Raw genomic sequence first — 12,484 nt, 5'->3', positions numbered from 1 at the left:
TCCGCGTCGACGTGACGCTTCGGGAGGACATGGCAGCCGGGGAGGATGGATGCCGGGATGCCGTCCTCCCGAGGCGTCATCTCCTCCCGAGGCGGCGGCCGGCGCGGGTGCGAACCGGGGCTACAGGCGGATCTCGGCGACGACCTCGCCGAACTCGGTCTCATCGACCGGGGTGAAGCCCACGCGGCGGAAGAAGGCCTCCGGGCCGCCGTCACCGGCCTCGTAGATGACGTTGACGTGGTCCATGCCGCGGGCGCGGGCCTCTTCGAGCAGCTGCTTCACCGCGAAGCGCCCGACGCCGCGGCCCTGGTCGTCGGCGTCGACGTTGATGCGCCACAGCACGGAGCGGAAGTGCTCCTGCGGGGCCTCCTGGTCGAAGTTCGCGCTCACGAACCCGACGACCTCGTCGCCGTCCATCACGACGCGCTGCCACGCCGTGGCGGGGTTCACGACGGCGCCGGCGACCGCGTAGCTCGTCGGCGCGAGGTACTGCTCCTGACCGGGTTTGAGGGACATGTTGTTCACCGCGACGATGGTCGATGCGGACAGCTCCACTACTCGCAGCTCAGACATGTCCTCCAGGCTATCGGGCCGACGCAACCCCGGCACATCTGTTTCCGCGTCGTTCACCTGAGGCCTCCGGTATCTTGATATCGAGACAACTCCGCTCGCGAACGAAAGAGACGACACGTGCCCGAGCCCACCATCATCTACACGTACACCGACGAAGCACCGGCACTGGCGACCGCGTCGTTCCTGCCGATCGTGCAGGCCTACACCGGACAGGCAGGGGTGTCCGTGCAGACGCGGGACATCTCGCTGGCCGGTCGCATCCTCGCGGCCTTCCCGCAGCGACTCACCCCCGAGCAGCAGGTCGGCGACGCGCTCGCCGAGCTCGGCGGCCTCGCCACGCTCCCCGAGGCGAACATCATCAAGCTCCCGAACATCTCCGCCTCCATCCCGCAGCTGAAGGCGGCCGTCGCCGAGCTGCAGGCCCAGGGCTATGACATCCCGGACTACCCGGATGACCCCACGACGGTCGAGGAGAAGGACGTCCGCGCCCGCTACGACCGCATCAAGGGGTCGGCGGTGAACCCCGTGCTCCGTGAGGGCAACAGCGACCGCCGCGCGCCGCTGTCGGTGAAGAACTACGCCCGCAAGCACCCGCACCTGAACAAGCCGTTCCCGGCCGGTTCGAAGACCCGCGTCGCCACCATGGGGCACGACGACTTCAAGGCCAACGAGAAGTCCTGGGTCGCCGCCCACGACGACCTGCTCAGCATCCGGCACACGGCGGCCGACGGCACCGTCACGGTGCTGAAGGAGAACCTGAAGGTGCTGCCGCGCGAGGTCATCGACGCGACGTTCCTCTCCGCCGCGGCGCTGGATGCGTTCCTGGCCGAGACCATCGCGCAGGCGAAGGCCGACGACGTCCTGTACTCGGTGCACCTGAAGGCCACGATGATGAAGGTCAGCGACCCCATCATCTTCGGTCATGTCGTGCGCACGTTCTTCGCCGACGTCTTCGCCCGCTACGGCGACGCGCTCGCCGCGGCAGGACTCACCGCCAACGACGGCCTCGGCGCGATCCTCTCCGGGCTCTCCGAGGTCGCCGAGGGCGAGGAGATCGCCGCGGCGTTCACCGCCGCGCTGCAGAACGGCCCCCGCCTGTCGTACACCAACAGCGACAAGGGCATCACGAACCTGCACGTGCCCAGCGACGTCATCGTAGATGCCTCGATGCCCGCGCTCGTCCGCAACGGCGGCAAGCTCTGGGGCGCCGACGGCGGCGAAGACGACACGATCGCGGTCATCCCCGACTCGTCGTACGCCGGCGTGTACCAGGCGGTCATCGACGACGTCATCGCGAACGGTCCGCTCGACCCCACCACGATCGGCACCGTGCCGAACGTCGGTCTGATGGCGCAGGCGGCCGAGGAGTACGGCAGCCACGACAAGACCTTCGAGATCCCGTCCGCGGGCGTCGTGCAGGTGCTCGACGGCGAGGGCACCGTGCTCATCGAGCACGAGGTCGGCGCCGGCGACATCTGGCGTGCCACGCAGACGAAGCACATCGCCGTCATGGACTGGGTGAAGCTCGCCGTCACCCGTGCCCGTGCCACCGGTGCGCCCGCCGTCTTCTGGTTGGACGTCAACCGCGCGCACGACGCGCAGCTGATCGCCAAGGTGCACCAGGGTCTCGCGACCCTCGACACCGCCGGCATCCAGATCACGATCCTGCCCCCGGCAGAGGCGACCCGCTACACCCTGGCGCGCCTGCGTCAGGGCCTGGACACGATCTCGGTCACCGGCAACGTGCTGCGCGACTACCTGACCGACCTGTTCCCGATCCTCGAGGTCGGCACATCGGCGAAGATGCTCTCGATCGTCCCGCTCCTCGCGGGCGGCGGCCTGTTCGAGACCGGAGCCGGCGGCTCTGCCCCCAAGCACGTGCAGCAGCTCGTGGAGGAGGACTACCTGCGGTGGGATTCGCTGGGTGAGTTCTTCGCGATCGCAGCCTCGCTCGAGCACCTGTCGGAGTTCACCGGCAACGCCGGCGCGAAGGTCCTCGCCGACACGTTGGATGCCGCGACGGGGACGTTCCTCGAGAACGACAAGTCGCCGGGGCGCGCGATCGGGACGATCGACAACCGCGGCAGCCACTTCTTCCTGGCGCTCTACTGGGCGCAGGAGCTTGCGGCGCAGACGACCGATCCGGCGCTTGCGGCGGCGTTCGCCCCGGTCACCGAGGCGCTCACCGCGCAGCAGGATGCGATCGTGGCGGAGCTCAATGCCGTGCAGGGTCGGTCGGTCGACATCGGCGGCTACTACCACCCCGACACGGCGAAGGTGGCGGCGGTCATGCGCCCCTCGGCCACGCTCAACTCCGTCATCGACGCCCTGGCCTGACACCCGCACCCGCCGGCCCGCCCGCCGGCGAGACCGCTTGCCCGGCGGCCCACCCGCGGGGGAGGGATGTCGCGGGGGAGGGATGCCGCGGGGCCCAGGTCACGGGTGCGCGAAGGCCAAACGCGAGTAGGCGCCGCCCGCGGCGACCAACTCGTCGTGCGTCCCCGACTCGATGATGCGCCCACGCTGGATCACCACGATCCGGTCCGCGCGGCGGACCGTCGACAGTCGGTGCGCGACGACGAGTGTCGTGCGCCCGCGACGGGCGCGATCGAGCGCTTCGGTCACGCGCGCCTCGGACTCGGAGTCGAGGGCACTCGTGGCCTCGTCGAGAACCAGGATGCGCGGGTCGCGGATCAGCGCCCGAGCGATCGCCAACCGCTGCCGCTGCCCGCCCGACAGGCTCGTGCCGCGCTCACCCACGATGGTGTCCAGCCCCGCGTCGCCCTGGATGATGTCGAGCGCGAACGCCTCGCTGAGCGCCGCGATCACCTGCACGTCGGTGACCCCCGGCGCGCCGTAGGCGACGTTCTCGCGCACACTTCCGGCCAGGAGCACCGTCTCCTGCGGCACGATCGACACGAAGCGGCGGAGTGACCGGAGGTCGAGTGTCGCGGCATCGACACCGTCCAGCAGCACCCGCCCGCCCGTCGGGCGGACGAAGCCCAAGATCGCGTTGAGCAGCGTCGATTTCCCTGAGCCCGACGGCCCCACGAACGCGATCGTCTCTCCCGCCCGGATCTCGAAGTCGATGCCGTCGAGTGCGGGCGGTCCGTCCTCGTACCGCACCTCGAGCGCGTGCAGGGAGATGTCGCCCCGCACCGCGGTGACCGGGCGCTTGCCGGCGTTGTCCTCGACGTCGAGCTCCTCGGCGACGTCGGCGATGGAGCGCATGGCATCCATTCCCCGGGTGAAGATCGGGGCGGCGTTCATCAGCATCACGATCGCATTGGTGAGCATGCCGAAGTAGGTGCTGAGCAGGACGACCTCGCCCGGGGTGATCGGCAGGATGCCGGCGATCGCGACCGACGCGGCACCCACCAGGCACAGCAATCCGAGCAGCTGGTAGGAGATCCATGACAGCGCCCCGAATCGCCCGTTGAGCATGTCCAGCTCGCGCCCGGCCCGGCGCACGGACTCCGCACGCTCCGCGACCCGCGCGATCGCGACGTCCTCCAGCCCGTGGCCGCGCGTGATGGGCAGCAGCGCCGCCATCTCGGACACCTGCGCCGACAGCCGCTCCACCTCGTGGCGGAACTCCTCGTTGCGGGAACTCGCGCGCCTCCGGATGTAGACGATGAGCGCCGCCGCGATCGGGATCGTCACGACGTAGACGGGCACGAACGCGGGCACGACGAACGCCGTCACGACCAGTGCCCCGGTGAGTGTCGCGGTCGCCGACACGATCGTCGGGAACAGCTGCGCGAGCATGAGTTCGAGGTTCTCGACGTCACGGACGATCTTCGTCTGCACGAGTGAGGCGCTCTGTCGGTTGTGGAATCCGAGCGACAGGCGCTGGAGCCGGGCCGCGAGACCCGTGCGCACCGTGTACGCCACCGTGCGGGTGGCGGTGCTGGTGAGCCGCACCACGATCATCTGGAACGGGTAGTTGAGCGCGATCAGCCCGAGGGCGAGCGCGCCCCAGAGCCACACGCGCTCGACCGGTCCGCCCAGCACGACGATGTCGATGATGGCGGCGGTCACCGCGGGGAGGACCCAGCCGGGGCTGTCCTTGATGATGAACGCGAAGACGGCGGTGATCATCCCCGCGCGATGCGGCCGGAGCAGTCGGAACAGCGATCGCAGCGGCTGGGCGCGCCGAACGCTCGACGTCAGCGCGCGTTCGGGGTCTCCGGGGGGAAGCTCGTGACCGGCGTCAGCCATACACGGACGTGTGGGTCGCGAACGGGTGGTCGGCGCTGAGGGTGGCCAGTGCCATCGCGCCGTCGATGCCCTCGCCGTGGGACGGTTCGAGCCGCGCCGCGACGCCCGCATCGCGAAGTGTCGCCGTGAAGGCGGAGCGGAGCGACTCGGAGCGGAAGACCCCGCCGACGATGCAGACGCGCGCGTCGGGATCATCGGACTCGTCGACGCGGGTGAGTGCCGTGATGGCGCTGTGTGCCAATTCGTGCGCCGCCCGGTCCGTGATGCCGGCCGCGACCGCATCGCCCGCCGTCGTGAGGTCGGCGACGGCGGCGGCGAACGCCGCGACGCGCCTCACCCAGTCCGGGTCCGATTGCAGTTCGATGTAGGCGTCGGGCAGAGACGGCCATACGGCGCGCACCGCGTCGGTCAGGGTCGTCTGCGGACCACGACCATCGTGGGCGCGCATGACTGCCGCCAGGGCCTCGCGCCCGATCCAGAAGCCGCTGCCCGCGTCGCCCATCGTGTGGCCCCAGCCGTCGACACGGGCGATCCGCTCCCGGCCGACACCGAGCGTGACCACGCCGGTGCCGGCCGCGACCACCACTCCGCGGGCGGTGCCGAGGGCTCCGAGGAAGGAGGTCGTGGAGTCGTGCGCGAGCACGACGCGCCGCAACGGTGTGCCGTCCAGCAACGCGGCGAGGGCGGAGGCGTCGGCATCCTTCGCCGTCAGCCCCGACACGCCGGCCGTGAGCACATCGGCCGCGACGCCCGACAGGGCGAGGGCGGTGCGGGCGACGTCGGCCAGCTGCGGCAGGAGCGGCTCGTCGGTGCGGATGCCGGGGAGCCGCTCCTCGAACACGCCGTCCGCCGATCGGACCCGTACCTTCATCGCGGTCTGCCCGGCATCCACAGCCAGCACTGCGCTCACTTCGCGCCCTCCGTCATCGCGGCGTACCGCTCGCGCAGCCACGCGCCGGCGGGCTTGCCGTACGGGCAGTAGTCGTCGTTCGTCTCGGCATCGGCGAGACCGTAGAGTTCGGCCGGCCAGTCCCACAGCATGAAGCCGCCCACCCACTCGCGGGCGGCACACGCGTCGAACATCACGCGGTAGTAGGCGAGCTGTTCGGACCCCGACGGTGCGCCCGGAAGGGCCCAGTCGTTGGGGAGCATCGCCGACCCGACGCGCGACGGGCACCCGGCCTCCATGAAGAAGAAGGGCTTGCCCGCGGCCTGCACGACCGGCGCGATGCGGTCGAGCTGCCGCTCCCACTGGTCGACCGGGTAGTAGCCGCTCGAGGAGATGACGTCCACCGCGTCCCACCAGGTCACATGATCTTCCTGGTACTTGTCGCAGTTGTAGGTCACGATCCCGCTGTAGATCTCGCGGACGTCCGCGATGAGCGCACGCCAGTGCGCTTCCTGTCCATCGGCGCGCACCATCTCGCACCCGATGCAGAGCATGGCGCATTGTTCGTCCTGGGCCAGGCGTGCCGCGTCCAGGATGAACGTCCGATAGGAGGCGAACCACTGGGTCCAGGACGGCTCGTTCGGCACATCCCAGTCGAAGAACCCGATGTGTGCGCGCCAGGTGCCGTCGGCCACATTGACCACGGGCTTCAGGCACACCTTCATGCCCAGCCGGTGCGCCTCACGGATCGCCCAGGTGATCTCCTCGTCGGTCACCGTCGGCTGCAGCTCGCGGTCGATGACCGTCGAGAACGCCGTCGCCTGCATCGCGGCGTACGCCAGCGCCGTCCACGTGACGCTGTGCTCGGCCATCGCGGACATCGATGCGGCAGCGGAGGGAGTCGCCCACGTGCCGCGCACACCCACCCACCCCCAGGTCATGCCGCAGATCGGGGCGCCCAGGTCCGCGCCGCCGTTCACGGCGTCACCAGCTGATTCGCGGAACGGAGGACACGGGGGTCGGCCAGCGCGGCGGAGTCGAGGGTGTCGCCGCCGTGGCGCACGAACACCGTGGCGGACTCACCCGCGAGCAGCGTGATGAGCGCGTCCGTGGCTTGCGCGTCCGGGGAGACCTTGTCGACGAGGAGCGTCAGATCGCGGGCGAACGCGTGCGCGGTGAGGGTGACGATGCTCCCGCCTGGGGCGGGTTCGACGGCGACCGACACCTGCTGGGCGGGCAGCGCACTGTCGCGCGGTTCGGCGAAGTACCACGTGCCGCGCGCGTCACCGGTGTCGACGACGACGTACTCGCGGGCGGGCTCCACCGCGGTGAGGAGGTCCGCGGGGAGAGCCACCCGCCGGGTGCCACGGGCACCGACGACGACGTCCGCGTCGAAGGATGCCAGGACGACGCCGTCGTAGCGCACCCGTCGTGCGTGCAGCGCGGTCTGCCAGACGTCGGCGGTGTCGTTGCCGAGAACGGCCACCGGTTCGCCGTGCTCGCCCAGCGGCTGCACGGTGACCACCCGATCCGCGTAGGCGGCGCGGAGGGCGTGGAACAGCGGCTTGACCCGTCCGTCGCCGTCGACGGCGGCCCACGAGGTGACGGGCCAGCAATCGTTGAGCTGCCAGACGACCGCGCCCATCGTGTGGGGCGCCAGCGCGCGGAACCACTCGAGCGCGAAGCGGACGGCGTGGGCCTGGTTGAGCTGCATGGCCCAATGCCAGGTCTCCATGTCCTCGGGCACGCGGAAGTGGGGGACCAGGCCACTGGTCAGCTTGACGTTGCCCTCCATGGCCTTCTGATGGACGATCATGCCGGGGGACTCGGGCGTCAGCGGGTCATCGTCGATCCAGCGGGTCAGCGTGGTCCACGTCGGGGGCCCCTGCCACCCGAACTCCGCGACGAACCGGGGCCGGAAGGTGCGATAGGTGGGGTAGTCCTCGCGGTTCCACTGCTCCCACAGGTGCATGGTCCCGTGCGTCTCGGCGTTCGGGTGAGGACCGGTCTGGCGACCGCCGTCGGGCCCCGTCGAGAACGGTCCCTCCCAGCCGCCGCCGGGGCTGAACGGACTCCCGGGGGAGTAGGGGACGTGCGGCGCGAGCTCGTCGACCAGTCGCGGAAAGAGGTCGTAGTAGTAGTACGCGCCCCAGGTCTTCCCGTCGAGTCGCTCCTTCCATGCCCAGTCCTCGAAGCCCCAGAGGTTCTCGTTGTTGCCGGTGAGGAGCACGAGAGAGGCGTGCGACGCGAGCCGCACGATGTTCTCCCGGGCCTCCGCCTCGATCTCCGATCTCAGCGGCTCCTCCTCGGGGTACGCCGCGCACGCGAACAGGAAGTCCTGCCAGACGAGCAGTCCGCGCTCGTCGCAGAGGTCGTAGAAGTCATCGGACTCGTAGAGTCCCCCACCCCACACGCGGATGAGGTTCAGGTTCGCGGCCAGCGCCTGATCGAGGCGCTGCGCGAGGCGCGCGCGGTCGACGCGGACCGGCAGGGCGTCGTCCGGGATCCAGTTGACGCCCTTGACGAACACCGGCTGATCGTTGACGACGAGCGTGAACGGCGCGCCGATGTCGTCGGGCGCGGTGTCCCAGTGCACGGTGCGGAAGCCCACGGTGTGCCGGCGGGCCTCGAGGGTGTCCGCGCCGCGGAGGGCGATGTCCACCCGGTAAAGATGGGGGTCGCCGTAGCCGACCGGCCACCAGCGGGCGACGTCGTCCAGTGAGAGCGTCAGGCTGACGTGCTCGCCGTCGGCCGGGACGGTGACCGCGGCGAGCGCGCCGGCATCCGTTCCGGGATCGACGACGGTCGCGTGCAGCGAGATCGCGCTCGCGACGTCGGAGCCCGACCGCTCGATGCGGGCATCGACGCGCACCGTGCCGCCGTCGCCGTCAGGCGTCGCGGTGACCCGCACCTCGTCGAGTCGCGCGATCGACCAGGACTCGAGGCGGACGCCCTTCCACAGACCGCTCGTGAACGTCGCGATGCCCCAGTCCCACCCGAAGTTGCAGGCCGACTTGCGGATCGCCTCGTACGGCAGGGGGTAGGGACGCGGGCGCACGCCGAGTTCCAGGCTCTGCGCGTTGGCGTAGGGGACGGGCGCGCGGAAGCGCACCTCGAGTTCGTTCCACCCCTCGCGCAGCACCGCATCGACGGGGATCCGGTAGGAACGGTGCTGGTTGGCGACGGAGGCGAGGACACCGCCGTTGAGCACGATGTCGGCGACCGTGTCGATCCCGTCGAAGACGAGATCGTGACGCTCTTCGGAATCAGGGGACCACACGAACGCGGTGCGGTAGGTCCAATCGACGCGGCCCACCCACGCGATGAGCGCCTCGTTCTCGCCCTGGTACGGCTCGGGGATGAGGCCGTCGCGCAGCAGATCGATGTGCACCGTTCCCGGAACGGTCGCGGAGATCGCGCGTCCGGCGATGTGCGCCGGCGCAGGACCCGCGACAGCCTGAAGGGTCCAGTCGTCGTGGAGGGGGCGGGAGATCACTTGACGGCTCCAGAGGTCATGCCGCGATAGATGAACCGCTGCAACAGGATGAATGCGATGAGCGTGGGGACGATGACCAGGACGGTGCCGGCCGCGATGACTTCCCAGTGTGCGCCGAACGGGCCTTTGAAGCGGAACAGCGAGGTGGAGATCGTCCCCTCCGAGGGCCAGTACAGGAACGGCAGATAGAACTCGTTGTAGATGGCGATGCCCTTGATGATCACCACCGTCGCGATCGCCGGCTTCAGCAGCGGCAGCACGATGCGCCAGTAGATCGTCCACCGGTTCGCGCCGTCGATCATCGCGGCTTCGTCGAGCGAGACCGGGATCGACTGCATGAACTGGATGAAGATGTAGATCGACACGATGTCCGTGCCGAGGAAGAGCAGGATCAGCGCTCCCATCGAGTTGTACAACCCGAGACCGTTGATGATCTGGAACGTCGCCACCTGGCTCGTCACTCCGGGGATCAGGGTGGCGATGAGGAACAGCGCGACCACGACCTTGCGTCCGCGGAACTGGAACCGGTCGATCGCGTAGGCGGCCATCGTGCCGATCAGGATCGTGCCGATCAGCGAGAAGACCAGGATGATCGTGGTGTTGACGAAGCCCTCGACCATTCCCCCCTTGGTGAACGCCTCGACGAAGTTGTCGAAGTTCAGCCAGTCGGCGGGCATGTCGAACGGACCGGTCTGCCCGAACTCCTGCGACGACTTGAAGCTCGCGATGAACAGCACGCTCAGCGGCAGCACGGTGAGGATGACCGCGACGATCAGCGAGACGTACTTCACGGTCACGGCGGAGCGCTGCGTGAGCGCGATCCGCAGGGCGCTGCGCTGACGGCGATCCGTCGGGCGGGGAGCGGGCGCGCCCTCGCGGACGGCGCGCTCGGAGTGTGTCACGGCGCTCATGTCAGATCCACCTTCTCGTCGGGGAAGAGTCGTCGTTGGACCCAGGTCACGGTCAGCACGATGAGCAGGAGGACGACGGCCATCGCGGATGCGAGGCCGACCTGTCGGAACGTGAACGCCGTCTGCAAGGTCTGGATGACGAACGTCGAAGTGCCGTTGGCGCCGCCCGTCATGATGAACGGGATCTCGAAGACGGACAGGCTGCCGGCGATCGCCAGGATGAACGAGAGGCCGATGATGCGGCGGATGCCGGGGAAGGTCAGCGCCCAGAATTGCTGCCACTTCGAGGCGCCGTCGATCTCGGCGGCCTCGTACTGTTCGCTCGGGATCGACTGCATCGCGCCGAGGAACAGGACGAAGTTCAGACCGGTGTACCGCCAGACGCTCGTCCCGGCGAGGGAGAAGTTGGCCACGGTGGGATCGCCCAGCCACTTCGGCGTCTCGACCACGCCGAACCAGCCGAGCACCGTGTCGAGTGTGCCGCCCGGCTGGAAGAGGTAGAGGAACACGAACCCGATCGCGACACCGTTGATCAGGTACGGGAAGAAGAGCACACCGCGGAAGAAGTTCGAGAAGCGGGTCGAGAAGCTCAGCAGGGCCGCGAAGTACAGGGCGATCGCCATCTGGAGGAACGACGCGGCGAAGTAGTAGAGGCTCACGAAGAAGACGCTGAAGATCTGCGGGTTGGTGAAGACCTGCACGTAGTTGTCGACCCCGACGAAGTCGCCGAGCGGGCCGAGGCCCCGCCACTCGTGCAGGCTGTACCAGATCATGTTCGCCGCGGGCAGGTAGGTCAGCAGGAGCAGCAGGGCGACCGCTGCAGCGAGGAAGAGGTAGGGCGTGAGCTTCGACAGGGGACCGCGTCCGGCGGACCGCTTGGGGGAGCGGCGACCGAAGCGCCGCCGCCGGCCCGGGGTGGCTGCGATGAGCGGTGCGGGGATCCCGGTGGCGCTCGCGCCGCTGGTGATGAGGGACATGAGGCTCTCCCGAGCGTGAGGTGATGCGGGGCCTTCTCCGGGGACCGGGGCGAGGAGGAGCTCGCCCCGGTCCCCGGAGGTGGCGGGGGTCAGCCGTTCTGCGCGATCGCGTCGGCCCAGCGCGTGTTCAGGTCGTCGAAGTACGACGCCTTGTCACCGTCCGCCGCGCCCCGTGCGATGTCCACGAGCTTCTGGCGGTAGATCGCGCCCCAGATGTCGATCTGCGCGGTGTTGGCGATGTTGTTGAACAGCGCCTCCTCGCCGGCCGGGGCCGGGTTCATCTCCAGCAGTTCGACGCCTGCGTCGCTCAGGCCGCCGAGGTTCTCGGGAAGCGGGTCGGCGATCAGCGCCGAGACCATGCCCTGCGTCTCGGTGAAGCCGGACTCCTCGAGGAGGAAGTCGATCCACGCCTTCGCCGCTGCCTTGACGTCGGAGTTCTTGTTGATGCCGAGGCTGTAGTCACCGCCGACCGTCGCGAACTGCGACGACCCGGCCGTGGCCGGGAAGGCCATGTAGCCGACGACGGACGGGTCGACGCCGTTGTCCGTGGCAGCGGCCTGCATCTGCGAGATCGCCCACGATCCGAGCGCCATGGTGGCGATCTTGCCGGTCGCGAAGTCGACCTTCGACTGCTCCCAGTTCGTGGTGAGCGGGTCCTCCTCGGTCAGGCCGGCGGCGACGGTCTCGTAGATCAGGGAGTCGATCGCATAGATGTCGGTCCCCTCGGTCCAGGGAGCGTCGTCGGACGTCATGGCGTTCTGCGCGTCCGGGTCACCGGTGATCGCGCCGATGTTGCTCGACCACTGGCTGAGCGGCCATCCGTCCTTGTAGTTGGTGTAGTAGGGGATCGCGTCGGTCTTGTCCTTGATCATGCCGAGCGCATCGAGCCACTCATCCTCGGTCGTCGGCAGCGCGGTGATCCCGGCCGCCTCGAAGACGTCCTTGTTGTACAGCACGCCGTTCGCGTTGCCGCCGAGTGCCAGCCCGTACTGGACGCCCTCGAAGCTCTTCGGCGAGAGGAACCGATACGTGTCGGCCAGGTCGGCCGTCTCGCCGATCGGCTCGAAGTAGTCGGCGAACTGGTCGGGGAAGACACTGTTCGGGATGCCGAGGACATCGCCGTAGTTCGTCGTGCTGAGGCGCGTCGTCATCTCGCCCTCATAGTCCGTGATGCCTTCGAACGTGACGCTCGCGTCCGGGTACATCTCGGTGAACTTCTCCGCGTACGCGTCGAATGTCCCGTCCTGCACGAGGTCGGTGCGCCAGGTCACGAAAGTGACCTCTCCGCTGACCTCTCCCGCCGTGCCGTCGTCGGTGGGCTCCGTCGTGCCGCCGCCGGCACAACCGGCGAGCGTGAGGCCGACCGCGGCGAATGCCGCGATGGCCGCGAATGTGGTGCGTGCCATGTTCTTCTCCT

The 12,484-nt window shown here is 69.1% G+C and carries 9 protein-coding genes; 1 reads left to right on the top strand and 8 read right to left on the bottom strand.

All coding sequences use genetic code 11. The annotated features are described in order from the left end of the window. Positions 1–120: 120 nt before the first annotated feature. Positions 121–573: a GNAT family N-acetyltransferase gene (locus BR85_RS12775; RefSeq protein WP_028496889.1), complete on the bottom strand. Its 453-nt coding sequence runs from the start codon at positions 571–573 to the stop codon at positions 121–123. A 117-nt stretch (positions 574–690) separates the two neighbouring features. On the opposite strand from BR85_RS12775, the gene BR85_RS12770 reads away from it, so the two are divergent. Continuing rightward, positions 691–2,910, top strand: a complete 2,220-nt coding sequence (locus BR85_RS12770; RefSeq protein ID WP_028496888.1) for an NADP-dependent isocitrate dehydrogenase — start codon at positions 691–693, stop codon at positions 2,908–2,910. 99 nt (positions 2,911–3,009) lie between these two features. Here the strand turns inward: BR85_RS12770 and BR85_RS12765 are convergent, their stop codons facing one another. The 7 genes from BR85_RS12765 to BR85_RS12735 form a co-directional block, all read right to left on the bottom strand. Next, on the bottom strand, positions 3,010–4,794 hold the full coding sequence (locus tag BR85_RS12765; protein ID WP_081782795.1) for an ABC transporter ATP-binding protein: 1,785 nt from the start codon (positions 4,792–4,794) through the stop codon (positions 3,010–3,012). Beyond that, positions 4,787–5,704: a BadF/BadG/BcrA/BcrD ATPase family protein gene (locus BR85_RS12760; protein WP_028496886.1), complete on the bottom strand. Its 918-nt coding sequence runs from the start codon at positions 5,702–5,704 to the stop codon at positions 4,787–4,789. Before BR85_RS12760 ends, BR85_RS12765 begins: the two co-directional genes overlap by 8 nt. Beyond that, positions 5,701–6,624 (bottom strand): glycoside hydrolase family 113, encoded by a 924-nt coding sequence (locus BR85_RS12755; protein WP_036273003.1) that lies wholly within the window; start codon positions 6,622–6,624, stop codon positions 5,701–5,703. The genes BR85_RS12760 and BR85_RS12755 overlap by 4 nt, the downstream gene beginning before the upstream one ends. Positions 6,625–6,659: 35 nt before the next feature. Beyond that, positions 6,660–9,179 carry a glycoside hydrolase family 2 protein gene (locus BR85_RS12750; RefSeq protein WP_028496884.1) on the bottom strand — a complete coding sequence of 840 codons (2,520 nt, stop codon included), beginning with the start codon at positions 9,177–9,179 and terminating at the stop codon, positions 6,660–6,662. Next, entirely contained in the window at positions 9,176–10,090 is a 915-nt protein-coding gene (locus tag BR85_RS12745) for a carbohydrate ABC transporter permease (protein ID WP_051526363.1), read from the bottom strand. The genes BR85_RS12750 and BR85_RS12745 overlap by 4 nt, the downstream gene beginning before the upstream one ends. After that, a complete protein-coding gene (locus tag BR85_RS12740; protein WP_028496882.1) occupies positions 10,087–11,067 on the bottom strand; it encodes a carbohydrate ABC transporter permease in 981 nt (326 codons plus the stop codon). Before BR85_RS12740 ends, BR85_RS12745 begins: the two co-directional genes overlap by 4 nt. A gap of 89 nt (positions 11,068–11,156) precedes the next feature. After that, complete coding sequence (locus BR85_RS12735) at positions 11,157–12,473, bottom strand: ABC transporter substrate-binding protein (RefSeq protein ID WP_028496881.1); 1,317 nt, start codon at positions 12,471–12,473, stop codon at positions 11,157–11,159. Positions 12,474–12,484: the final 11 nt, after the last annotated feature.

This window comes from Microbacterium sp. UNCCL10 (assembly GCF_000746195.1).
GTDB classification, from domain to species: domain Bacteria; phylum Actinomycetota; class Actinomycetes; order Actinomycetales; family Microbacteriaceae; genus Microbacterium; species Microbacterium saccharophilum.
Note: the sequence above shows the minus strand (reverse complement) of the source record. Positions and strands in the feature narration are given on the sequence as shown.

Excerpts from the sequence above, each read along its gene's own strand:
- BR85_RS12740 (WP_028496882.1), bottom strand. The coding sequence starts at position 11,067 with ATGTCCCTCATCACCAGCGGCGCGAGCGCCACCGGGATCCCCGCACCG.
- BR85_RS12755 (WP_036273003.1), bottom strand. The coding sequence starts at position 6,624 with ATGACCTGGGGGTGGGTGGGTGTGCGCGGCACGTGGGCGACTCCCTCC.
- BR85_RS12735 (WP_028496881.1), bottom strand. The coding sequence starts at position 12,473 with ATGGCACGCACCACATTCGCGGCCATCGCGGCATTCGCCGCGGTCGGC.
- BR85_RS12765 (WP_081782795.1), bottom strand. The coding sequence starts at position 4,794 with ATGGCTGACGCCGGTCACGAGCTTCCCCCCGGAGACCCCGAACGCGCG.
- BR85_RS12775 (WP_028496889.1), bottom strand. The coding sequence starts at position 573 with ATGTCTGAGCTGCGAGTAGTGGAGCTGTCCGCATCGACCATCGTCGCG.
- BR85_RS12745 (WP_051526363.1), bottom strand. The coding sequence starts at position 10,090 with ATGAGCGCCGTGACACACTCCGAGCGCGCCGTCCGCGAGGGCGCGCCC.